General features: G+C 68.9%; 18 protein-coding genes and 5 pseudogenes. 10 read left to right on the top strand and 13 right to left on the bottom strand.

Translation table 11 applies throughout. The features are described 5' to 3' along the window. Positions 1 to 102: 102 nt before the first annotated feature. Positions 103 to 1,215, bottom strand: coding sequence for an SDR family oxidoreductase (locus OG609_RS03145; protein ID WP_327271332.1), 1,113 nt, complete (start codon positions 1,213 to 1,215; stop codon positions 103 to 105). Between the two features lie 601 nt (positions 1,216 to 1,816). Here OG609_RS03145 and OG609_RS03140 point away from each other — a divergent pair. After that, positions 1,817 to 3,133, top strand: a complete 1,317-nt coding sequence (locus tag OG609_RS03140; RefSeq protein ID WP_327271331.1) for a wax ester/triacylglycerol synthase domain-containing protein — start codon at positions 1,817 to 1,819, stop codon at positions 3,131 to 3,133. 25 nt (positions 3,134 to 3,158) lie between these two features. Here OG609_RS03140 and OG609_RS03135 read toward each other — a convergent pair whose 3' ends face one another. Both OG609_RS03135 and OG609_RS03130 read right to left on the bottom strand, forming a co-directional pair. Continuing rightward, entirely contained in the window at positions 3,159 to 4,352 is a 1,194-nt protein-coding gene (locus tag OG609_RS03135) for a wax ester/triacylglycerol synthase domain-containing protein (RefSeq protein WP_327271330.1), read from the bottom strand. A 25-nt stretch (positions 4,353 to 4,377) separates the two neighbouring features. Beyond that, positions 4,378 to 5,739 carry a flavin-containing monooxygenase gene (locus tag OG609_RS03130; protein ID WP_327271329.1) on the bottom strand — a complete coding sequence of 454 codons (1,362 nt, stop codon included), beginning with the start codon at positions 5,737 to 5,739 and terminating at the stop codon, positions 4,378 to 4,380. 358 nt (positions 5,740 to 6,097) lie between these two features. On the opposite strand from OG609_RS03130, the gene OG609_RS03125 reads away from it, so the two are divergent. The 3 genes from OG609_RS03125 (at position 6,098) to OG609_RS03115 (ending at position 8,228) form a co-directional block, all read left to right on the top strand. Then, complete coding sequence (locus OG609_RS03125) at positions 6,098 to 6,712, top strand: ABC transporter ATP-binding protein (RefSeq protein WP_327271328.1); 615 nt, start codon at positions 6,098 to 6,100, stop codon at positions 6,710 to 6,712. Then, a complete protein-coding gene (locus OG609_RS03120) occupies positions 6,709 to 7,557 on the top strand; it encodes an ABC transporter permease (protein ID WP_327271327.1) in 849 nt (282 codons plus the stop codon). Before OG609_RS03125 ends, OG609_RS03120 begins: the two co-directional genes overlap by 4 nt. Positions 7,558 to 7,706: 149 nt before the next feature. Then, positions 7,707 to 8,228: a hypothetical protein gene (locus OG609_RS03115; protein WP_327271326.1), complete on the top strand. Its 522-nt coding sequence runs from the start codon at positions 7,707 to 7,709 to the stop codon at positions 8,226 to 8,228. 155 nt (positions 8,229 to 8,383) lie between these two features. On the opposite strand, the pseudogene OG609_RS03110 reads toward OG609_RS03115, so the two are convergent. Then, a pseudogene (locus tag OG609_RS03110) lies at positions 8,384 to 8,912 on the bottom strand (TerD family protein); the annotation flags it as partial. A gap of 109 nt (positions 8,913 to 9,021) precedes the next feature. On the opposite strand from OG609_RS03110, the gene OG609_RS03105 reads away from it, so the two are divergent. Beyond that, the gene (locus OG609_RS03105; RefSeq protein WP_327271325.1) at positions 9,022 to 9,252 is read left to right on the top strand and encodes a hypothetical protein; all 231 of its coding nucleotides are present in this window, start codon (positions 9,022 to 9,024) and stop codon (positions 9,250 to 9,252) included. Between the two features lie 19 nt (positions 9,253 to 9,271). Here OG609_RS03105 and tatA read toward each other — a convergent pair whose 3' ends face one another. Beyond that, positions 9,272 to 9,547 (bottom strand): Sec-independent protein translocase subunit TatA, encoded by a 276-nt coding sequence (tatA, locus tag OG609_RS03100; protein ID WP_327271324.1) that lies wholly within the window; start codon positions 9,545 to 9,547, stop codon positions 9,272 to 9,274. A gap of 149 nt (positions 9,548 to 9,696) precedes the next feature. Here tatA and OG609_RS03095 point away from each other — a divergent pair, with 149 nt between their 5' ends. Then, on the top strand, positions 9,697 to 11,220 hold the full coding sequence (locus tag OG609_RS03095) for an LCP family protein (RefSeq protein ID WP_327271323.1): 1,524 nt from the start codon (positions 9,697 to 9,699) through the stop codon (positions 11,218 to 11,220). Here the strand turns inward: OG609_RS03095 and OG609_RS03090 are convergent. The 4 genes from OG609_RS03090 to OG609_RS03075 form a co-directional block, all read right to left on the bottom strand. Beyond that, a complete protein-coding gene (locus OG609_RS03090; RefSeq protein WP_327271322.1) occupies positions 11,211 to 11,909 on the bottom strand; it encodes a transglycosylase SLT domain-containing protein in 699 nt (232 codons plus the stop codon). The two genes, OG609_RS03095 and OG609_RS03090, sit on opposite strands and share 10 nt — an antisense overlap. 90 nt (positions 11,910 to 11,999) lie before the next feature. Then, positions 12,000 to 12,236 (bottom strand): CPBP family intramembrane glutamic endopeptidase, encoded by a 237-nt coding sequence (locus OG609_RS03085; RefSeq protein ID WP_327271321.1) that lies wholly within the window; start codon positions 12,234 to 12,236, stop codon positions 12,000 to 12,002. Beyond that, entirely contained in the window at positions 12,236 to 14,920 is a 2,685-nt protein-coding gene (mgtA, locus tag OG609_RS03080) for a magnesium-translocating P-type ATPase (protein WP_327271320.1), read from the bottom strand. The genes OG609_RS03085 and mgtA overlap by 1 nt, the downstream gene beginning before the upstream one ends. Beyond that, entirely contained in the window at positions 14,874 to 15,236 is a 363-nt protein-coding gene (locus tag OG609_RS03075; RefSeq protein WP_327277925.1) for an ArsR/SmtB family transcription factor, read from the bottom strand. Before OG609_RS03075 ends, mgtA begins: the two co-directional genes overlap by 47 nt. 152 nt (positions 15,237 to 15,388) lie before the next feature. Between OG609_RS03075 and OG609_RS46005 the strand changes: the two are divergent. Continuing rightward, positions 15,389 to 15,559: pseudogene (locus OG609_RS46005) on the top strand (transposase); the annotation flags it as partial. Between the two features lie 76 nt (positions 15,560 to 15,635). On the opposite strand, the gene OG609_RS03065 reads toward OG609_RS46005, so the two are convergent. Beyond that, positions 15,636 to 16,040: a nuclear transport factor 2 family protein gene (locus tag OG609_RS03065; protein WP_327271319.1), complete on the bottom strand. Its 405-nt coding sequence runs from the start codon at positions 16,038 to 16,040 to the stop codon at positions 15,636 to 15,638. Positions 16,041 to 16,256: 216 nt separating this feature from the next. Here OG609_RS03065 and OG609_RS03060 point away from each other — a divergent pair, with 216 nt between their 5' ends. Then, positions 16,257 to 16,712: a hypothetical protein gene (locus OG609_RS03060; RefSeq protein ID WP_327271318.1), complete on the top strand. Its 456-nt coding sequence runs from the start codon at positions 16,257 to 16,259 to the stop codon at positions 16,710 to 16,712. Between the two features lie 291 nt (positions 16,713 to 17,003). On the opposite strand, the pseudogene OG609_RS46000 reads toward OG609_RS03060, so the two are convergent. Continuing rightward, positions 17,004 to 17,111, bottom strand: a pseudogene (locus OG609_RS46000) (transposase); the annotation flags it as partial. 43 nt (positions 17,112 to 17,154) lie between these two features. On the opposite strand from OG609_RS46000, the pseudogene OG609_RS03050 reads away from it, so the two are divergent. Next, positions 17,155 to 17,369: pseudogene (locus OG609_RS03050) on the top strand (transposase); the annotation flags it as partial. 34 nt (positions 17,370 to 17,403) lie between these two features. On the opposite strand, the gene OG609_RS03045 reads toward OG609_RS03050, so the two are convergent. Both OG609_RS03045 and OG609_RS03040 read right to left on the bottom strand, forming a co-directional pair. Then, positions 17,404 to 17,991, bottom strand: a complete 588-nt coding sequence (locus OG609_RS03045) for a histidine phosphatase family protein (protein ID WP_327271317.1) — start codon at positions 17,989 to 17,991, stop codon at positions 17,404 to 17,406. A 109-nt stretch (positions 17,992 to 18,100) separates the two neighbouring features. Further along, entirely contained in the window at positions 18,101 to 18,901 is an 801-nt protein-coding gene (locus OG609_RS03040) for an SAM-dependent methyltransferase (protein ID WP_327271316.1), read from the bottom strand. A gap of 630 nt (positions 18,902 to 19,531) precedes the next feature. On the opposite strand from OG609_RS03040, the pseudogene ggt reads away from it, so the two are divergent. Then, positions 19,532 to 21,392 (top strand): annotated as a pseudogene (ggt, locus tag OG609_RS03035) (gamma-glutamyltransferase). Positions 21,393 to 21,937: the final 545 nt, after the last annotated feature.

Genomic DNA, 21,937 nt, shown 5'->3' with positions numbered 1-21,937 from the left:
CCAGCGGGGATGGGCGTGTGCGGGTCAGGCGTACCCGGGGGTCGGGAACGCAGTCGTGGTCGCGATCGGTGGAGAGGGCGCGTGGTTGGGTGCGGGCGACGGTCAGCCCGCCGTCGCCGGCCTCGGACCCAGACCGGACCACAGGTAGTCCAGGTCCACCCGGAACCCGGTTGTCGACGGCCCGAACAGGGTCCGGACGCGGGTGTCGTCGAAGCGGCGACGGTGACTGAGATAGGCCGTGAAGCCTGGGTAGAAGTCCAGCAGGGATTCCAGCACGGACGCGTCGTCGGGCTTCCTGGCGACAACGTCGAGGTTCAGGTGCACAAGCCGTTCCAGGAGCGCGACGATGGTTGAAACGGGGACGTCGTGACCGTGGACGACGTTGTACGTGTCGACTCCCCCCGAGGGCGGCCGGCCGGCCAACCGCACCATGACCTCGGCCGCGTCCTCCACCGGCATCAGGTTCAGATGACCGTGCGGGTGGCCCACCAGCCGTATCTCCGGACGGCTGGACCCGGGGATTCCGGGGCCGGCGAGACCGGCGGTGCGCAGCGAGTCCTGCAGGATCCGTTCGATGACCTGAAGGGGGTGCGAGGGCAGGTCCGGGTGCGGCGGCAGATCCGTGACCAGGATGCTCGGCCGCAGGACCAGGACTGGGCGGTCGTGTGCCCGAGACCACGCACGGACCAGGACCTCCGCCTCGTACTTGGAGCGCTCGTAGGCGTTCTCGAAGCCGTACGTGTCGTCCAGCTCGTCCTCGTATGCCACACCTTCGCGCCGTGCCCCGGCCACGAAGGCGGTGCTCACGTGGTGGACCGCGGGGTTCCTGTGTCCGGCGGCGGCCAACTCAAGTACGTGCCGCGTGCCTTCGACGTTGATGCGGCGCAGCCGTGCGAGGTCGTCCTCGAGGTTGATGCTTCCCGCGCTGTGCCAGATCGCGTCGAGTCCGTCGGCCAGCTTCTGGAAGTCGTTTCCGGACAGCCCCAGCCGTGGCCGCTCCAGCTCGGTCTCCACCACTCGCAGCCGGCTGGGGAGTGCCGCGATCAGCGTGTCCGGATCGCCGGACAGCTCGAAGAACCGGGTGATGCGGTGCAGCGCGTCGCCCGACCTCGCATGGGTCAATACCGTCAACGACGCGTGCGTGGTGAGCAGTCGGCGTAAGAGACGGAGCCCGAGGAATCCGGTGGCGCCGGTGAGGGCGACGTGCACGACCATGACTCCAAGAGCTTCGAAAGGGACAGGAACGCACGCAGTGGTGCGGACGACCGGTGGCTGACGGGGTCCGTCCCGGCTCGTCCCGCCCGTGCGGCGCGAGCTCGCCGACCCTCGGTCCCCGGGCCTCCTCCGACTCGGCGACCACCGATGCAAGAGGAACAGTGACAGATGGTGAACGGCGGCGGGGCCCCCGGTCTGCCGGCTCACCCGAACGGAGTATCAGGGCGAGGGAACGGGGGACGCCCTGTGCCCCCTGCGGTACGCCAACAGCCCCGTTGCGCAGGCTCGATGGGACACGCTGTCACCCGTCCGGGCCGTCCGCGACCTTGTCATCATTTCGGGTGACTTCGCGGCCGGTTTCCGCGAGCCGGTCCAGGCGGCCCGGTGGCGCGGCCGGCAGGCGGCGCACGGCACGTAGCTCTGCGCGACGCGACCGAAAATCCGCGCGGGCAGCGCGCGAAACCGGGTTCCGGGCGTGCGACTGCGCGATATAAACCGTGGTCATACGAGCGGGGCGACGAATCGGTGCCGCGCGGGTCCGCCCGATCGGCTGTCCGCCCGTCCGTCTGCGCGCCCGTCGGCCGACGAGACTGGAGCCCTCATGACCGTGTCCGTTCAGTCCGCCCACCACCGCACTCACTCCGTAGACCGCGCGTTCCTCAACCTGGAACGGACTCATCCCGACGTCCGTTGGGATGCCGGCGGTGTCGCGTATCTGAGCGGTCCGCCTCCGAGCCTGGCCGACTTTCGCACGTACGTGGGCATGTGCGTGGCCCGGCTTCCCATGTTCACGACCCGCGTGGACGGCGAGACCCGACGCTCCAGGTGGCGACCGGACGCGGACTTCACCGTTGAGCGGCATGTCCACGAGGCGGTCGCGGACGGTCCGGCGGAGTGGGAGTCCGCCATAGACATGGCGCTCAACGCGCCGTTCCCGCCCGGCGCACGCTGGGGGATCTGGCTCGTCCACGGCCACGCGCCCGACGAGTACGCCGTGTGCTACCGGTTCCACCACGCCTGCCAGGACGGCTCGGCCGCAGCACAGACCTTTCGTGTCCTTCTGGGCGAAGGAGAGCCTTCCGCCCGCCCCGTGCTCCGGGCAGGCCGCCGCGCCGACCTGCCGCGGAGGGCGGGACTGGCGCTCGGCCTGGCCGCGAAGTTCGGGTTCGCGGCCCTCGCCGCCCTCGCCACCCGCAGTCGCGGACCGGCTGCGTCCTTCGTGCCGACGGGCGACAGGCGGCTGTGGCGGGGCCGCGTACCGCTGGACAGTCTCCGGCGGATCGGCACAGTGCAGGGCGGATCGGCTCACGACGCCCATCTCGCCGCTCTTGCCGGGGCGTTGTCCGCCTGGTCGGCACAGTCCGGCGTATCGCTGCCGCGGATCTCCGCGCTGGTGCCAGTCGACGCCCGGCGCCGGGACGAGGAACAGACGTGGGGCAACCGCTGCTTCGCCCTGCCGATGGAACTGCCCGTGAACCCCGCTCCTGGGCGCCCTGGGGGTTCTTCGGACGACGACTTGCCCGTGCGGCGGCTGGGGCGCGTCATGGCGACGACCGCGAGGCTGAGGAGCGAGCCGTGGCGGCAGGCCATCCAGGATTTGGTCAGATTTATGCCAGACCGTCCAACCGAGTGGTATATGCGGGGCGTGTTCTCGCCCCGTGTGACCGACATCTTGGCCACGTCCATGCCGCTGGCCAACGAGGGCAGCCTGGGCGCCACCCAGGTGACCGGTACCGTCCTGCTCCCCCTGCTCCTCCCCGGCCACCTCTTCGGGGTGGGTCTGTCGTTCTTCGGCACCTGGGCCGAGGTGTCCTTCGTGACCGACCGCGGCCTTCCGCTGGCGGAACTGCTGCCGAGCCTGTGGGAGCAGGCCGTGGGCGAGTTGGAGGAGGCCTCGGCGCCGGTGCCAACCAATTGACGGCATGAGCGGGCCGGCCGCTCGGTCAGATCCGTGCTTCGAGCTCCTGGAGAGCGGCCAGCCACAGCTGCGGGATGTCGCGGCCCTGGGGGAGAGCTCCGTCGTGGACGACGGACAGCTCACACTCGGTTCGGCGTCTGAGCAGCGTCAGGTGGCAGAGCTGACCCGGCAGAGGGGCACCCAGCCCGAGCGCACCGTCCAGCCGAGCGTCCCCGAAGGACGGCTGCGGCATGGCCGTGGGGAAATAGGTTCCGACGACAGGGACGTGGCGTGGGCTCATGAGCCGCCGAAGCGTCCAATGGGTCACGGGACGCGGTGCGAGCCGCATGAGGGCGAGGGAGGTCCGGATTCTCCGCTCGGTGTTCCCGGGTGACAGCTGGCGGGTGATACGGGAGAGGCGGCGAAGGGGGCAGGGTTCGTCACACGGCAACTCGACGCGCAGCATGGTGAGGAAGTTGCCCACGGCTCCCCTCTCGCTGCCCGTTCGGGTCGAGAGGGGCCAGGAGAGCGGGAGCGGTGCCAAAGGCTCCCCCTCGGCCAGAGCGACGGCGCGCATGGCTCCGGTCAGGGCGGTCAGGAAGACCGCGCTGACGTCTGTGCCGAGAGCTCTGGAAACGGTGAGCAGCCGTCGTGTCCCGACCGTGCAGAAGGCCGCGGAGAGCTTCCCCGTCGGGGGCCGGCGCAGCACGCGCCAGGTGCCGGCGCCCCGGAAACTGTGCGCGATGTCGTTCACGACGCCGAGCACGCCCCGAAGGGAGACGCGTCCCGCTGCATGACGCGGCGGATGTCCGTCCCCGGATCCGGCCGACCTTCGCGGGGTGAACAACGTCTGCAATACGTAGTGGTGCCCCGCGCCGTCCTCCATGGCGTGGTGAATGCGGAACACGAGAACGTACTCGGGCGTTTCGGTGTATCCGTGGATCAGCCAGAGGTCCCAGGGGGGATGGGGAGCGGTCGGCAGAGGCCGTCCGAGCACCTCCTGGACACAGTCCTGCCACCGCTTCAGGGGAGCTGTCGCGGTCAGACCTCGCACATGCCTTCGGGGGTCGAGGTCCGACGCGGGCACGAACCGCGGCGCCGGGAAGTCCTGGATGCAGTGGGTCAGCGTCGGTAGTTCGGCCAGCCTCTCCCATAGGTGCCGGCGCAGTTCGTCCGGTGTGGGGGGCTCTCCGCGGAACCGTACGGCCCATCCCACGGCCAGTTGGTGCTTGCCGGTCATCCGGTGGAAAACCTGACTGAGCGGGTCACAGCGCGTCGGCTCTTGGAGCGAGGTCAACCATGGTGGGGAGGTCCGGGGCTGTGCTCCGTGTGCGACGCCGGCCTGCTCGACGTTCACGGCTGAGGGCCCTTCGGTAGGAGCGGAAGTCAATTTCGATCCCGTGGCGGTAGGTGGGGGCGTAGGTCTTCCGGTGCCGACGCCATTCGCGCCGGATCGCTCGCGTCATGTGCGACGCCGACGGCAGAGCGGCCGAGCCGTCGATCAGGTCGGCGATCCATTCCGCTTGTGACTCGAGCAGAGGGAAGGCCGCACCGGACGGTTGCGCGAGACCCATGAAGTAGAGCCCGGAAATTCCAGGAGGAACGGTGCGCAGGTAGAGCTCGGTGCGGCCGTCCTGGGCGGCGAACACGGCGGGTTCCAGAAAGGGGAAGGAGATCTTGTAGCCCGTTGCGTACACCACGGCATCCACCCGCTCACAGGTCCCGTCCGTGAAGACCGCGGTGTCGGGGCCGAAGCCGCTGACGCCGGGCCTCGCGGTAACCGCCCCCCGGGCCAGCTGCACAAGGAGTTCGTCCGAAGTGGAGGGGTGGGTGGTGAGGAGTTCACGGTCCGGTTCGGGAAGCCCGTAGCGAGCCGGACCGCCGCGGGCGAGCCACAGGAGGAGCCGCAGGGCGGGACGTTTCAGGAACAGCGGGAAATCGGACAGCGGGCTCGACACCAGATGGTCGGCCGGGCGGCCGAGGAGCATCTTGGGGAACACATGCGCACCGCTGCGCGCGGAGAGAAGGGTCCGCGCCGCCGTGCGGGAGATTTCAGCGGCGATCTCGCACGCGGAGTTGCCCATGCCGATCACCAGTACACGCTGACCGGCGTACGCGTGGGGAGCGCGGTACTCGTGCGAGTGGATCGTGGTTCCCTCGAAGTGTTCGGCCCCCGGAACGGCGGGGTCCGGGAAGTGCGGGTCCCAGTGGTGTCCGTTGGCAACCAGTACCTCCGAGTAGCGCCGCGACTTCTCGGCCGGATCGCCACGGCGCCGATACGCGACCTCCCAGCTGCCGTCACGCTGCGGCCGAGCCGCCGTCACTTCCGCGCCGACGTCGATGTGACGGTGGAGATCGAACGACGTGGCGTAGTCCTCCAGGTAGGACAGGACCTGGCTGTGATGCGGAAAGACCGGGTAGTTCTCCGGCATGGCCATGGACGCGAAGGACATGCTCTCCTTCGAGATGTTCGCGTGCAGCGACGCGTAGATCCCGGACAAGCCGTTGTCGTTGGCGAATCGCCACAGCCCGCCGATGCCCGATCCGGCTTCGTAGCAGTCGAACGGAATGTTCCGCGACGCAAGGACCTTGGACGCGGCCAGCCCTGACGGGCCAGCTCCGATCACGCACGTTCTCCGCATGATTGACCTTCACTCGTACGTGATCGGGATCGAAGGGGCGAGGGCTTCCGCCGACGCCATGACTCCCGCCCCGTCCGGGATGCCCGGACACGAAGCACCGAGAAGCCGCCGGCGCTCGGAGGCGCTGAGGAGCTCGCCGGCACGCGCCACCCTAGCGGCCCCTGCCGCCCCTGGGACCGGTCCTTCCGCGCGAATTCCGCCCTACGTATGACACTGCGTGACCAGGTTGACGCCGAGGATCAGTACTGGTCCCGGCACCGTTTCTGTTGAGCGGTCGGATCGTTGGGCACGGGCGGATCGGGTTCGCCGCTATCCGGAAGACCTGGCACGACGGAGCAGCACGATGGAAGTCAGAGATGTGCACCATTCCTATCGGCACCACGCCGTCCTGCGAGGCGTCGACCTCACTCTGCGTCCGGGTGTCCTGGCCGGGATCGTGGGGGAGAACGGTGCCGGCAAGACGACGTTGCTGAAGACCTTCTCCGGCGAGCTCCGGCCCGACCGCGGATCGGTCCGCCACAGCGGCAGGTTCGGCTACTGCCCGCAGGCCGTGGTTCTCGACGACTCCTTCACCGTCCGCCAGCACCTGGACTTCTTCAAGAGCGCCTTCGGGCTCGCGGACCTGCGGCGAGCCGAGGAGGTGATGGAGACGCTGGCCTTCACCGAGTACCTCGACCAACGCGCGGGCCTGCTGAGCGGCGGCTCCCGGCAGAAGCTGAACCTGACGTTGGCGCTCATGCACGATCCGGAGGTTCTCCTGCTGGACGAGCCGTACCAAGGCTTCGACTGGGAGACCTACCTGCGCTTCTGGGAGCTGGCGATGAGGCTGCGCGACGCCGGGCGCTCGGTGCTGGTGGTCTCGCACCTGGCGTACGACATCGGGCGGCTGGACGAACTGTGGCGCCTGGACTGCGGCCGCCTCCACCGCCAGGACTCCCGGACGGAGGCGACGACATGAGAAGGCACTGGTCCCTGTTCGTCACCGCCTCCCGGTACGCACTGATCGGGCACGCCCGCAACCGGTTCGCCATGCTGCTGGTGGTCCTGTACATCCCGATCTGGATCGCCCTGGCCTACGTGACCATTCCCGACCGTCCGGCGCCGTTCCGGCTGCGGGCCACGGGTCAGGTCCTGTCCCCGGCCGGCAACCACCTCACTCAGATCACCGGTGCGTTGAACGCCGTCACGCTGATCGCCGGATTCATGATGTTCGCCGCCACGTTCACGGGCGGTGCCTTCGACCGCCGCCTGGCAATGGCGGGCTACCCACGCTTCCACCTGGTACTCGCCAAGCTTTCCGCGCTCACCCTGGTCTGTGCCGCCATCTCCGCATACGCCACGGCCGTCACCGGCGTTGCCTGGTCCCCCCGACAACCCCTCATGCTCGCCGCCGCGCTGTTCTGCGCAGCCATGACCTACGGCGCGCTCGGAGTGGTCTTCGGGTCAGTGCTGGGCCGCGAGGTGGAGGGCATGTTCGCCATCCTGATGATCAGCATCATCGACGTCGCCCTGCAGAACCCCCTCTCCAACTCGGGATCGGACAGCGCGGTCATGCGCTTCCTGCCGTCGTACGGGGCCGTGCAGGCCAGTATGTCCGCGGCATTCTCAACCACATCGGTGTCCCAGGGCCTCGCCATCCAGCTTCTCTGGCTCACCGTGGCAGCGTTCGCCGGCTTCCTCGTCTTCCGCAGACGCACCCGCAACGCGCTCCCGTCCGAACGAGAACGACGCCCGGACCGGTCCGAGCCGGACATGGACGCGGGGGAGCCCGGCACACCCTCGCAGCCCGTACGACCCACATGACTTGCCCGACCGTCGCGTGCTGGGATCACCGCCGCTTCCGCAGGGCTCGGTTTCGACCGTGTCCTGCACAGCCCGGTGATCGTTCTGTAGCCGGGCCGCTGTTCGCGCCCTGATCGGAACACCCTCTCTTTCAAGGAGTATCAGCCGTCATGACTCTCTGCCGTGCCGTCCAGCGCACCGTTCTCACCGCGGCTGTCCTGTCCGCCTCCGCCCTGGCCGCACCCTCGTTCGCGCACGCGGCCCCGCTGCCCCCTGCGTGCCAGGAGTCTCTTCTCAAGACCCTCGACAAGTTCCCCGTCGTGTACTTCACGGTGCCCGACAAAGTCCAGGAAGCCCTGCTGAACGAGATCGTGACGCTGACCGAGGCCGACCAGGCTGCGTTTACGCAGACCGCGTGCGCGGCGTGGAACGGCTGGGCCACCACGAACGGCAAAGCCGTAGCCAAGGACCTGGACACCCGGTACCAGAACGCCACCGGACCGGAGTGCAGCAAGTTCACAACGGCGGCCATCGGGACGATCAAGAAGTACGCGCCGAACGTCCCCGCCGAGACCCGGGGTCTGGAGAGCGTGGCCAAGAAGGTCTGGAAGAACGCCATGCAGAAGCTCTCCGTCGAGGCGTCCAACGCCACCTGCCGCCAGTCCTACAACGGGGTGAAGACCGGCTGGTAGCGAGCGAACCCGCCATGGTGCAGGGGTAGGTGAGTACGGAATCCCCTGCGGGAAGGGTCGAGAGGTGGGTGCTTCCCCGCACCCCTTCTCGGCCCTTGACGCGCTTCAGGGCTGTGAGAGTTCCGCGCGTTCCGTGCGGGTGACAGACGCGGTCCGCCTTGGCCGATGGCGCGGAACTTCCACTCCTCGCCTTTGCGGTAGAGGGCGCCGAAGACCGTTGCGGTCTCGCCGGTGGCGTCGTAGGAGAGTTCGTAGCGGCACATCTCGGGGCCGGTGAGGTTGTCCACAACGGGGATGAAGGCTTCGCTGACCTGCCCGAAGTTTTGGCCGCGCCGTTCCGTGTCGTGGATGGAGACCGTGAAGGCGACCTGCTCCATCTTCTTGTCCGGCCTGTGGAGGTCGATGAGGATCTGTTCGTGGTCCTCGTCGGCTTCGTAGGTTGTGTTGTCGCCCGTGTGCCGAACGGCGTCGTCGGGGCTGGTGAGGTTGTAGTGGAAGGCGAAGTGCTTGTCGGAGATGGCCTTTGTCTCGGGGCCGTAGATGATCGTGGAGGTGTCGAGGTCGAAGTCCGTGGCGCCGACCGGCCGGCCGGACGTCTCGGCCCAGTTCGACGGTGACGTCCCCGAGTGGGGTGTTGTCCCGGTTGAGGACGACGTTGTGACCCTTGGCGGGGCTGACGCCCATGTGTGCTGCTTCTCGGCGAAGTCGAGCTGCGTTCGGGGCCGCTTGGTGGAGCCCCGGAGTGACGAGTTTCACAATAGTTCAAAACTTGCGCAATAATTAAACTATGCGCATGGATGCGAACGACTTGACGGGCTCGGAGAGCGCGGTGCTTGACGGCGGCCCCGCGGACGGGCTGTGGATGCGGGTCACCGGCCGGCCCTCGGTGCTGCAGGTGACGTACCCCTGCCGGCTGGAGGCCCCGCCGGGCGGCGTGCGGGTGGAGGCGCTTTATGTCTACCGCCGGGATCCCGGGGTGCGGAGTGAGCCGCTGAGGTACGGCTTCGACGGCGCCAGCCCCTGACGGCGCCGCCGCGTGCGGTTCAGTGGGTGGTGTTGGTGCTTTCCGTGGCCGACCGGGCCGGAGTCGGCTCGCCTGTGGTCCGGATCGCCGAAGGTGCGACCTGCGCGGACGGGTCGGGATCGGAGGCGGTGCTCGTCGCTCCGTCCTCCTTCATGGCCTTGGTCTCGCTCTTGAGGATGCGCAGCGACTTGCCCACCGCCCGGGCGGTGTCCGGCAGTTTCTTCGAGCCGAACAGCACGATGACGACGATCGCCACAATCAGCAGATGCCAAGGCTCCAGACCGTTACGCAACATTTCCAGCTCCGCCTTTCGTCTCATCAAACGGGGCGCGCACCTCGGGGTGGCTCCCACTGGAAAGCTTGCTACATTGCGCAACTGTACAACCTCGGGGTGGGGCGAGTCGTCCCCTCTGTATCGGTCGGACGGATGAGGGCGCACAACACATGGCAGGCACCCGCCAGGAGATGGCACCCCCGCGTCGCAGCGGCGCTCGAGCCGCCGTCCGCACCCGGCGGCGCAAGCGCAGCCGGGTGCGGAGGGTGCTCGTGATAGCTGTGTCGTTTCTCCTACTGGTGACGGCGGGAGCGGGGTGGGTCTACCTCCGGCTGAGCGGCAACATCGAAACCTTCAGCTCGGACGGTATCTCCGGCGACAGACCGGATGCCTCCGCTTCGAAGGGCGCGAACGTCCTGGTCATCGGCTCGGACGCGCGCACCGGCGGGAACAGCGATCTGGGTGGCGGTGACAAGACTGACGTCGGCCGCTCCGACACCGCCTTCCTGCTTCACATATACGCCGACCACAAGCACGCCGTCGCCGTGTCCGTTCCGCGCGACACCCTTGTCGACATCCCGCCGTGCAAGCTCCCGGACGGGAGTTGGTCCAAGACGCAGACCAACACCATGCTCAACGCGGCGTACTCCGTGGGTCAGACCGCCAAGGGCAACCCGGCCTGCACCCAGAACACCATCGAGAAGCTCACCGGACTACGCGTCGACCACACCGTCGTCGTCGACTTCAAGGGCTTCTCGGAACTGACCGAGGTCGTCGGCGGCGTCGAGGTGTGTCTGCCACAGAACATCTACCAAAGGGACCTCAATCCCAACCGCACCACGCGCGGCAAGCTCCTGTTCGCCAAGGGCGAGCAGAAGGTCTCCGGGCAGCAGGCACTGGACTACGTGCGCATCCGGCACGGCATCGGCGACGGCTCCGACATAGGCCGCATCAAACGCCAACAAGCCTTCGTCGCAAGCCTGATCAAGAAGGTGAAGAGCGACGGGCTCACCCCCACCAAGCTGCTGCCGCTCGCGGACGCCGCGACCAAGTCCATGACCGTCGACCCCGGTCTCGGGTCCGCCGACAAGCTGCTGTCCTTCGTGATGTCGATGAAGGACATCGACCTGCACAACACCAAGTTCGTGACCATTCCTTGGCAGTACCGGGGATCGCGGGTCGCGATCGTCGAGCCGGACGCCGACGCCCTGTGGGCCGCGCTGAAGTCCGACCGGACCATCGACGGCAAGGACGCCAGCGGCAAGAACGGTGACGAGACGGCCTCGGCCTCCCCCTCGGCGAGTGCCGACGAAGCGGTCTCCGGGGACGGTATCGACGTCGCCGTCTACAACGGCACCACGGTCACCGGACTTGCCGCCGACGCGGCGCGGACCCTCAAGGGCCACGACTTCACCGTCACGAGTACCACCACCGCCGCCAACCAGGACCACAGCACCACGCTGATCGAGTACGGTCCCGGCCAGAAGGACCGGGCAGAGACCGTCGCCCGCCTCTTCCCCGACGCGGATCTCCGGGCGACGACCACGGCGGGCATCAACGTGATCCTCGGCAAGGACTACGCGGACAGCCTCGCGGACACCGGCTCCGGCGGGCCGGCCTCCGTACCCTCCGAAGTGGCCGACGGTGCCCGCTCCGCCGACGACGACCTGTGCACCAACCTCTCCTACGGCTGAGCGGACATCGCCTTCCCGGCCTTGGCCCAGTTGGCATGCAGCCGGTCCAGGTAGGACTGCGCCTGACTGCCTGGGTGCGCGCCGCGGGCGAATGCCAGCATGTTGCCCGACCCGGTGTTGTAGCCCAGCGCCAGCAGTTCGCTCTTCGTGTACATCCCCGGCCGGCGGGTGGGCAACTGCGCGGCCAGGTCGTGCAGATGCCAGGCGGCCGCCTCAATCGCCAGGTCCCGGTCGTCGGGCAGTTCCTCCCACCGGCGGTTCGTGAAATCATGCCGCCGCTTGGTCTCGTCGAAGGCGGCACGGTGCATGTTCGCGATGCCGAAGGCGGCATCCGGTTTGTAACGCTGCCAGGCCCGCTCCAGCTCCGGGTCGTGTGGCTTGTAAGACTCGTTGTAGAGGACCGCCATCAACAACTTCGGATCGACGTCGGCGTGGGCTGCGTGGGTACGAACCTGCGGCGCGTAGGCGGCGGGGTCGTAGGCCCCGGTCGTCGACGCGTGCGGGCTGCTCTCATCGGATGCCGGAGCACTCGGCGCGGCATGGGCAGTGGCGGCCGGTGAAGCGCTGGGCGGCGTGGTTCGTGAAGCATCTGCGGACTCGGGCGTTTGGCCGCCGCGCACCAGGGCCCATGCTGCCAGTACGAGTACCAGCACCCCGATCCACCGCCGGCGCGCCCCGGAGTCTGCCACCGTCTGCTGCCTCCTCCCGCGCACCGCCTGAGTACCCACAGCCTACGGAGTTCAGTCGATGTCGGCGCGCGGCAACGCCACATCCGAGATTCAGTGCAGTACCGCCACCGCCATGGTCCCGATGACCGCGTTCGCCGCGACACGCACGATGTACGGAATCAGGATTCCGCCGCTGCGCAGGCGCATGATGCCGAGGACGAGCGCCCAGCCCCCGGCCATCACCATGCCGATCGGCCCGGAAGGGAATCCCGCATCGTTTGCGGACCCGAACAGCACGGCCTGCACGACGACAGCTGTGCGGGGAGCGCACTCGCCGGACGGCGCCACTACGGATGTGTACCACGACGCTCGTAGCGATGTCTGGCGGTCGCAAGTCCCGCCGCGTACAACCCGAGCACTACCACGAGCAGCAGGTAGTAGAGGCTGGGCAGGGCCATCAAGCCCAGCCGCGGGCCGAGCGGGGAGAGCGGCAGCAGCAGTCCGGTGGCGGCGAGCGCAGCTGCGGCCCAGCCGACCGGGCTGATTCCGCGCGTCTCGGCGGTGCGGCGGCCGGTCCGCAGGAGCAGCATCACCAGGGCCTGCGTGAGCAGGTTCTCGGTGAACCAGCCGGAGTGGAACACCGCCTCGTCGTCCGTACCCCCGGGACCGTGCAGGGCGACGGCGAGCACCGCGAAGGTGGCCAGGTCGGCGACGGCGTTGAGGGCTCCGAAGGCGGTGATGAAGCGGAGGAGGTCGCGCGGTCGCAGCATGGTCGGGTGCTCGAGTGCGGCGGGCGCGGGCCGGTCGTAGGAGAAGGTGAGCTGGGCGGCGTCGAAGCACAGGTTCTGGACGAGGGCCTGGGCCGGGAGCATCGGCAGGAAGGGCAGCAGGAGGCCGGCGGAGAGCATGGCGATGACGTTGCCGAGGTTCGAGGAGAGCGTGATGCGCAGATACGTCGCGATGGTGACGCTGCTGTGCCGGCCTGCCGTGATCGCGTGCTCGATCGTGGACAGGTCCTTGCCGTGGTCGGCAAGGACCACGTCGGCATTCTCGCGGGCCATGTCGACGGCGTCGCGCGGGCAGATCCCGACATCGGCCGCGTGCAGTGCGGGCAGGTCGTTGACGCCGTCCCCGAGGAAACCGGTGGTGTGGCCCGCGGCACGCAGGGCGGTGACGATGCGGGCCTTGTGCTCGGGGGTGCAGCGCGCGAACACGGTGGTCCGGTGGGCGAGGTCGGCCAGCTCCGGGTCCGTGAGCTCGTCGATGCGGTCTGCTGTGCATACGTCACCGGGGTCGAGGCCCAGATCGCGGCAGGCGCGGGCCGCGGTGCCCGGGTGGTCGCCGGTGAGGACCTTGACCGTGACGCTGCGGTCGGCGAGGGCGCGCAGGGCAGCGGCGGCGGAAGGGGCGAGTTCCTCGCGCAGAGCGATGAAGCCGATGAAGGTCAGGCCGCGTTCGTCGGCAGGTGTGTATGCGCGGCGTCGCGCAGGACGTTCGGCGGTGGCGACCGCGAGGAGCCGCAGCCCGTCGTCCGCTCGGCTCGCTGCGAGTTCGAGCAGCCGGTGCCGCTCGACGTCGTCGAGCAGGCATCGTTCCAATACGTTCTCGACTGCGCCCTTGACGACGAGTGTGTGGACACCGAGGCGGCCGGGGTCGCGTACGACGGCAGTGGAGAGGCGGCGTGCCGGATCGAAAGGCACGGCCGCGACCCCGTCGTGGCGCAGTGCACCGTCCTCGTCGGCGGCGTCGAGAACCGCCTCGTCCAGGGTGTCGGGAACGGGCAGATCGGCGAGCTGCAGCGTCCACCAAGCGTTCACGGCGGCCCAGCGCAGCACTTCGGGATCAGCCCGGCCGTCGGCACTCAGCGCGCGGACCACGACTGGACGGTCTTGGGTGAGCGTGCCCGTCTTGTCCAGGCACAGCACATCGACCGCGCCCAGGTCGTGCAACGCGGGCAGTCGTCTGACGATCACGCCGTGGACGCGCGCGAGGAGCGATGCGCCGCGTGCCAGACACGTGGTGACGATCACCGGCAGCATTTCCGGGGTGAGCCCCACCGCCACCGCCACCGCGAACGGCAGCGTCTCCAGACCCCGGCCGCGCAGAGCGGCATTCGCCATCAGCACCAGCGGCGGCGTCAGCAGCATGAACCGGATCAGGATCCAGGAAATCCCGTGCACCGAGCGGTCGAAGGCGCTCGGGCCACGTGGGTGTACGGAGTGGTGTGCGGCGGCGAACCAGGTACACGCCCCGGTCGCGACAACCACCGCGGTGCCGCTGCCCGACATGACGCTGCTGCCCTGAAAACACAGCTGCGGCTCATCGAACGGACCGTTGTCCAGCGGGCCCGGCGCATCAACAGGATGCTTGGAGACCGGAGCCGACTCCCCGGTGAGCACTGCCTGATCCACACTCAGGCCATTCGAGCGCAGAAGTCGCACGTCGGCGGGGACCAGGTCTCCGGGGCCGAGGCGGACCACATCCCCCGGCACCAGCTGATCGACCGGAGTCTCCCGAGGCACCGGCGCCGCGTCCTCATCCGTGCGGCGCAGCACCGTCGCGGTGGTCGTCACCAGCTCCCGCAGCCCGGCCATCGACCGGTCGGCTCGATGTTCCCCGGCCGACCGCAGCACACAGCTGACCACCACAAGCACGGTGATCACACAGGCGGTGCCCCAGGCCGCGACGACCGCGGACACCAGGCCGAGGCAGAGCAACACTGCGGTGAACGGGTCGCGCAGGCTGCGTAGAAAACGCCCGCCCCATGACACGGTCCGCCGGGCAGGCAGCGTGTTCTCGCCGAACCTGACCAGGCGCGCGTCAGCTTCCACGTCCGTCAGCCCGCGAGGGCCGCTGTCCAGCGCGCGCAGCACCTGAAGCGAGGTCAGTTCTTGCGACGCCCCGCCGACTGCAGGGGCTCTGCGCGACGGTGGAGCGGTTGGCTGGCCGGGCACCACAAAGGCCGGCCCCTCAACCGCGGAAGTGTCAGGCACCGGTCCTGCGGAGCGTTCGTACCGACGCGGATGCGGCATCGGCGCGCGCGGTCAACTGGCCGACCATGAGCCGAACCACGGTCACAATATCGGGGTCGTCCACGAAGTAGACCATCCGCCGGCCCTCGCGGCGGGAACGCACAAGACCCGCGAGCTTCAGCTTCGTCAGGTGCTGACTGACAGCGGGCAGCGCGCCTCCCACCCGCTCCGCGAGTCCGGTCACATCACTCTCGCCCTGGGCCAATGTCCACATGATGTGCAGCCGTGCCGAGGACGCCAGCAGCCCGAAGGCCGCGGCCGCCTCCGCGAGTACCTCGGCAGGCGGGTCCTCGAAGCTGTCGACGCCTGTCGCCACCGTCGTCCCTCCCATTTCCGCGGGGTCGCTTGCGAACCTCCCCAGTCTAGGCCGCCCTGCGAAGCTCCCGAGCGACGCCGTCCGCCGCCACCGAGGACCCGTCTCGCTCCGCCGGCATCGTCGACGCCACGGCCCGAACGCGGCCGGCTGTCGACGCTGGCTACGACGTGCCCCGCCTGACCTTCCTGCTACGGGATCTGCCGGTACAGGTGCTGGGTCGCATGCGCTTGGAGCGTGTCCTTCGCCGCCGGGTTCCTCCACGGGAGCGCGGCACCCGGGGCCGCCCGCCCCGTCACGGCGGCGAGTTACGGCTGTCCCGACCAATGGCGGCTGATCTGCGCCGGCCGTGGGAGAAGCCCAGCCCGCCCGACCGGCTCACTCCCGCCTGTCAGCCCTGGGTCAGGCCCTGGCGATATTCCTGCCCGGCATCGGCTCCGCGAGTGCTGTCCGCCATTCAGGCGAACCGAAGGCGTCCGCGAAGTACTGCGTCTCGTGCACCACATGCCCATGGGCAAATTCCATAATGCTCACTGAGTAGGTGGGCACCCCGTCGTACGTGATGACACACTCGCTCACCCACAGATCCCCGCTGCCAACGATCCGGTGGACGGTGAAGTGCCGACTGGCGGGGTGCCCGCCACGTTGCGAGGAAATCGTCGCGCGGCCCCGGAATCGTTCACCTGACTGGGGGTAGTCGAGGATCGCGTCCGCAGCGTAGATGGCGTGCTCGGCTTCGGTATCCCCACGTTCCGATGCCTGCCAGTGTTCCTCGAGTGCGGCCCTGGTCCGGATATCAGGATCCATCGTATTGTCCCTTCTGCAGGCGGCCGGAGCGATCCGGGGACCTGGGAACGCTTCGAGGCTTCGTCCCGGGACGCTGGGCCGTTGAACGTAATGGGCAACGGTGACAGCGTAGACCGCCCAACGCAGCGACTCGGGCCACCCTGCGCGAGGAGCCCATGCGGCACCGAATCATCGGAAGGAATCCCTCCGCGGCGATCAGTGGTTAGTGTCCGTCGCATGACACATATGAGGAAGATCCAGGCGCGACGGATGACGGTGGCGCTGGTCGGCGCGGCCGCCGCGATGGTGCTGGGTGTGGGCGGGGCGATCGCCGTGGCCGCCCAGGACGGCAGGGCGTCCGGCCCGACTCCTGTGCCCGCGGAGACGTCCGATACGGGAAGCGGCGGTCTCGCGGGCGGCGGGGACACCGGCGCTGGGGGCGGTGGCTCCGTCAGCGGTTCAGGTGGCACCGACGGCGGCAGCTCCGGGAGTACGGATACGGGAGGCTCGGGTGGTTCCGAGTCCCCGGCTCCTACGGACGGACCCACATCGCATCCCACGGCTCCGGCAAGCCTGGACGACCTGGCGGAACGCATCGACGGTCTGGAGAAGAAGGTGGATGAGCTGCCCACCAAGAAAGAGCTGGCCGATGCCCTCCGCGCCTTCGCCGACGCGTTGGAGCAGCAGGACTGAGCCCACGGAACATGCTGCGGCGCACCCAGGGCGAGGCCGTACCGAAGGCTGATCCGGCAGATCTGCTTCGTCGCGTGCTCGTCGAGCCAGTCGGCCACTGGTCGGCGAGCGCCTCGGTGGCATTTTCGCCGCGCACGGCTTCGGAGTGGTGCGCCCGGTGGCGGGCGTCAGTCGCCGTGCAGTTCCCGCTTTGCGTATTCCGACGAGCCACCGGAATTGCGCGGAGAGGTAGGTGCTCTTCGAGCGGGCGGCTGCCGCGGTGGCGATGCCAAGGACTCCTTCGAGCCGCGCATCGCCGTGGCGGGTGCGGCCGCTGGTGACCTTGCCGGCGGACTCGTGGTTGCCCGGGCAGACTCCCGCCCACGAGGCGAGATGGCTTGCTGTGGGGAACCGCTGCATGTCGACGCCGATCTCCGCTATTACGATCTGAGCGGCCGTCACCGACCGGCAGGTGCTGGCGGCCATTGTGTTCGTGGCCACGACGGGCTGTACGTGCCGCCAACTGCCGCCGGGCTTCGGCCCGTCCGGGCCGACCGCACACCGGCGGTTCACCGAGTGGAGCCGGGCCCGGGTCTGGGGCAGGCTCCACCGCCTGGTCCTGGACGAGCTCGGCGCGCGCGAACCTCGACTGGTCGCGGTGCGCGATCGACGCCGGCGCCTCTCGCGGCAGGCGTGAGACAGCGGGCTCCCGTTACGGCACGTTCCAGGCAGCAATGAAAGGCCGCTCGTCCTCGGTGGCCAGGAAACTGAGAGTGCCTGGATGTGGGTGACCAAGTAGTCGGCTGGCGGACGCGTCAAGGCCGAGCCAGCGCACGGCGAGCACGCGTGCCAGATGTCCGTGAGCGACGACGGCGACGTCGCCATCGCCCAACAGCGGCCGGATCCGGTCCAGCACCGCGTCCGCGCGCACGGCCACCTGCTGGAGCTGTTCGCCAGGATGGGCGGCGTCGCCGGGAATGACACCGTCCTGCCACAGGTCCCATCCCGGCCTTGTCTCCTGGATCTGCGCCGCGGTCAGGCCCTCATAGCCACCGTAGTCCCACTCCACCAGGTCCTGATCGGGCCTGACGCCGGTCAGGCCCGCCAACTCTGCCGTCCGCAGGGCGCGGCTGAGCGGGCTGCTGAACACAGCGACCAGATGGCGTCGGGAAAGCCGCGGGGCGAGCGACTTGGCTGCAGCCTTGCCCGCGTCAGTCAGCGGAACGTCGGTGCGGCCGGCGTGCTGGCCCGACAGGCTCCATTCGGTCTGGCCATGCCTGATCAATATCAGTTCACCCATGGCTGCGCACGATATCTGATCATGCGACATGACCGAACGCTTCCGCGCCTTCGCCGCCATCGCCTGCGCCCTCATCTGCCACAGCCGACTCACCAGTTGAGATGACCTCTTAAGCCTTGCGGGCGACGGCACACCACATGGGCAGGGTGTCATCCGGAGTGTCGGACGGTCCGGGACGCCAGCGGGTCAGGGTGACAACGCCCGGTTCCAGGATTTCCAGGCCATCGCAGAATCGTTGAACCTCTTCGTGGGTGCGGGGGGTGGCGGAGGCGTGGCTGGCTGCGCGCTCGTTGTAGATCCGCATGGATTCGGCGACCTCGGGGGCGGTGACGTCGACGGCCGGATGGGACAGGACGAGGTGACTGCCCGGGGCAAGGCGGTCCAGCAGCCGGTGGGTGACGTCCCACGGGTCCTCGGCGTCCTTGATGTACTGCAGTATCGCCACCAGCATGAGGCCGACCGGCTGCTCCAGATCCAGGGTGCGGGAGGCGGCGTCGAGAATCGTGTCCACGTCCCGCGCATCGGCCTGCACGTAGTCGGTCTGCCCCTCGGGGCCGCTGACCAGCAGCGCCCGCGCGTGGGAGAGGACGATCGGGTCGTTGTCGACATAGACGACACGCGATTCGGGAGCGGCCCGCTGGGCCACCTCGTGGGTGTTCTCTGCGGCGGGAATGCCCGTACCGATGTCGAGGAACTGGCGGACTCCGGTCGCCGCGAGGTGACGTACGGCGCGGCCCAGGAAGGCCCGGTTGGCCCGGACCGACGGCACAATTGTCGGGTTCGCCCGGGCAGCGAGTTCGGCTGCCTCCTGATCCACCGGATAGTGATCCTTGCCGCCCAGCCAGACGTTGTAAACGCGGGCGGGGTGTGCGTTCGTGGGATGCGGTGCGGACAGTGCGTAATCGTTCATCGTTCGTCACCTCGTGCGGCCGAAACGGCCAGGTCGGACTCAGGTTCGGCCACGGTACCGCCGTGATCCGCCCCTCACTGCCGATCAGCGGAAATCGCTCGGCGAGCGTTCTGCGCTGGCGTGTTCCATGGTGGGCTGGGCGTAGCGGCACGGAGCCCAGGGGACGCCGACAGGCCGGCGGTCCTCTTGCAGGACCGCGAAGAACATAACGGGGGCAGCTGAGCAGGGCATGGTGTGAGCCCGCTCCCTGGGTGGCCCGGACTTGCAGGTGTTGGCACCTGTGACCAGGTCTGTTCAGACACTTGCTGACCCCTTGTCGACTCTGCTGACGAGTAATCAGATTCCGCTGGGTGCCTGCCTCGACGACGAGGGTGGCGTCCGGGTCAGGCACGAGCAGGCCGGCTTGGGCCGAAGTCGCCGCCGACCTGTCGCACACGCATGCTTCCCCGCCCTCGTGGCATCGTGCGCCGGTGGATCGCCGACTCCTGGTACCGGTGGGTCGTTGAACCGTGCTGGTTACTACCGAGGAACCTCAGATGTTCCGCAAAGATCTCCAAGATCCATTGCTGATGAGGCCGGCTGTTGCCAGAGTGCCAGCAATTACCCTCGCCCGAGGCCCTCGGAGGCTTGATGATCGCCCGCCGTGCCCTGGTGTCTGCCGTGTCAGCGGCAGCCCTCGCTCTCCCCCTGCTCGTTCCCACTGCAGCCGTCGGCTCATCCCCGGCAGACGGCGCCGCGGTACCCTCCGGCTCCCGGCTCCAGCCGCCGCCCAAACAGGCCGTCGCCACCGGCAGCGGGGGTGCGGTCTCCAGTGTGAACCCGTACGCCTCGCAGGCCGGCATCGAGGTGCTGCGGCACGGCGGCAACGCGGTGGACGCGGCGGTGGCGACCGCGGCGGCGCTCGGTGTGGTCGAGCCGTACTCGGCAGGCGTAGGAGGCGGCGGTTACTTCGTGTACTACGACGCCGCCCAGAAGAGGGTGCACACCATCGACGGCCGCGAGACGGCCCCGGCCCGGATGCGCTCCGACTCCTTCGTCGACCCGTCCACGGGCAATGCCATCCCGTTCCAGGAAGCGGTCAACTCCGGCCTGTCCGTGGGCGTTCCGGGCACCCCGGCGACCTGGCAGAAGGCTCTGGACGACTGGGGGCACGGTCTCGCTCGGGCGCGCACTGCGCCCGGCCACCCGGATCGCCGGCGACGGCTTCGTGGTCAACGACGAATTCCGCGCCCAGACCGCGATGAACGAAGCCCGCTTCCGGGACATCACCTCGACCTCCGAGCTGTTCCTGCCGCACGGTGAACTCCCCGTGGTCGGCTCCCGCTTCCGCAACCCCGACCTCGCCCGTACGTACCGGGAGCTGTCCCACAAGGGCATAGACGCGCTCTACCACGGCGACATCGGGCGTGATGTGGTGCGCACCGCGCAGAACCCGCCGGTGGCCGCCGGCTCCGACCGTACGTTCCGGCCCGGACTCATGGAGCGGAGCGACCTCGCGAACTACGGGGTGGTGCGCCGGGACCCGACCCTCACCACCTACCACGGGCTGGACGTCTACTCCATGGCGCCGTCCTCCTCCGGCGGCACGACAGTCGGCGAAGCGCTCAACATCCTGGAGAACTTCCCTCTGTCGTCCGCCGGCCGGGTCCAGGCGCTGCACCACTACCTGGAGGCCAGCCGGATCGCCTTCGCCGACCGCAACCGCTGGGTGGGTGACCCCGCCTTCTCGCACGTGCCCACGGGGGCGCTGCTGTCCAAGAGGTTCGCGAAGGACCGGGCCTGCCTGATCCGGCCCGACGCGACCCTGACCAGTCCGCTGGCCCCGGCGGACCCGCGCAGCGCGACAACCGGCTGTGCCCGGGGGAAGGGCAGTCAGGAGCCTTACGAGGGGCCCTCGACGACCCATCTGGTGACCGCCGACCGTTGGGGCAATGTGGTCTCGTACACCCTGACGATCGAGCAGACCGGAGGCTCGGCCATCACCGTGCCGGGACGTGGCTTCCTGCTCAACAATGAGCTCACCGACTTCGACTTCACCCCGCTCACCCCCGGGGTACCCGACCCGAATCTGCCGGCGCCGGGCAAGCGCCCGCGCAGCAGCATGTCGCCGACGATCGTGCTGCGGGACGGCAAGCCGTTGATCGCGGTCGGTTCGCCGGGTGGTGCGACCATCATCACCACGGTGCTCCAGACCCTCGTCAACCGCCTCGACCTGGGCATGTCGCTGCCCGATGCGGTCGCCGCTCCGCGGATCTCGCAGCGGAACCGGACCACGACCGAAACCGAACCCGCCTTCCTCGACGCACCCGAGCGCACCGCGCTCGAAGTCCTCGGCCAGCACTTCGTCCTGGCCCCACAGACCTTCACCCCATCCCCTGAGATCGGAGCGGTGGCCGCACTGGAGTTCCGGCGCGACGGGAAGGTCACGGCGGTCGCCGAACCCAAGCGGCGAGGCGGCGGCTCGGCCATGGTGGTGAACGAGAGCCGCTGACCCGGCGAAGGACGCATCGATCCGGCCTCGTGCAACGCCTCGGCGCGGCACGCCCGGGGCCGGCACGATCACCACAGTCGGTTTCTCGTCCGACCGGCTTCTGGCCCCTGTCCGACGCCGTAGCCGTAGGACAACGATCACAGCGCGCGGTACTGCCATGTTGATCGCCGGCACCCGCCCAGTCCTCCCGTCGGGCAACGGCCGCGCTCGACCGCTCCGGACGGATGACTCAGCCGCTCGTGATCCCGAACCGGGAAGCCTCGTATCTCAGTTGCTCGGAGTCGGCGGCACAGTGTTCTCCTGGCCGGATTACCGGGGATCACCGTCGAGCGCCAGGGGATCCGTCGCCCGGACACATCAAGAGCAGGTTGGGGCCGCCATGAGACGGGGCGGCCCCAGCCGTCCGACAACCGGCGGTGCTGCCGGCCGGGGAAGGCGCGGATCCGGTGCGGGAACCGCCCTGCCAGGACCGCCGATGTGACGCCGTGGATGTGATGCCACCCATAGGAGCTGTGTCACATCCTAAGGCGGGTAGTAGGGCGGCG

Origin of the sequence: Streptomyces sp. NBC_01224 (assembly GCF_036002945.1) — a bacterium.
Lineage (GTDB): Bacteria > Actinomycetota > Actinomycetes > Streptomycetales > Streptomycetaceae > Streptomyces.
Note: the sequence above shows the minus strand (reverse complement) of the source record. Positions and strands in the feature narration are given on the sequence as shown.

Coding starts and splice junctions, on each gene's coding strand:
- OG609_RS03145 (WP_327271332.1), bottom strand. CDS start 1,215: ATGGTCGTGCACGTCGCCCTCACCGGCGCCACCGGATTCCTCGGGCTC.
- OG609_RS03140 (WP_327271331.1), top strand. CDS start 1,817: ATGACCGTGTCCGTTCAGTCCGCCCACCACCGCACTCACTCCGTAGAC.
- OG609_RS03135 (WP_327271330.1), bottom strand. CDS start 4,352: ATGACCGGCAAGCACCAACTGGCCGTGGGATGGGCCGTACGGTTCCGC.
- OG609_RS03125 (WP_327271328.1), top strand. CDS start 6,098: ATGGAAGTCAGAGATGTGCACCATTCCTATCGGCACCACGCCGTCCTG.
- OG609_RS03120 (WP_327271327.1), top strand. CDS start 6,709: ATGAGAAGGCACTGGTCCCTGTTCGTCACCGCCTCCCGGTACGCACTG.
- OG609_RS03115 (WP_327271326.1), top strand. CDS start 7,707: ATGACTCTCTGCCGTGCCGTCCAGCGCACCGTTCTCACCGCGGCTGTC.
- OG609_RS03105 (WP_327271325.1), top strand. CDS start 9,022: ATGGATGCGAACGACTTGACGGGCTCGGAGAGCGCGGTGCTTGACGGC.
- tatA (WP_327271324.1), bottom strand. CDS start 9,547: ATGTTGCGTAACGGTCTGGAGCCTTGGCATCTGCTGATTGTGGCGATC.
- OG609_RS03095 (WP_327271323.1), top strand. CDS start 9,697: ATGGCAGGCACCCGCCAGGAGATGGCACCCCCGCGTCGCAGCGGCGCT.
- mgtA (WP_327271320.1), bottom strand. CDS start 14,920: ATGCCGCATCCGCGTCGGTACGAACGCTCCGCAGGACCGGTGCCTGAC.
- OG609_RS03065 (WP_327271319.1), bottom strand. CDS start 16,040: ATGGATCCTGATATCCGGACCAGGGCCGCACTCGAGGAACACTGGCAG.
- OG609_RS03060 (WP_327271318.1), top strand. CDS start 16,257: ATGACACATATGAGGAAGATCCAGGCGCGACGGATGACGGTGGCGCTG.
- OG609_RS03045 (WP_327271317.1), bottom strand. CDS start 17,991: ATGGGTGAACTGATATTGATCAGGCATGGCCAGACCGAATGGAGCCTG.
- OG609_RS03040 (WP_327271316.1), bottom strand. CDS start 18,901: ATGAACGATTACGCACTGTCCGCACCGCATCCCACGAACGCACACCCC.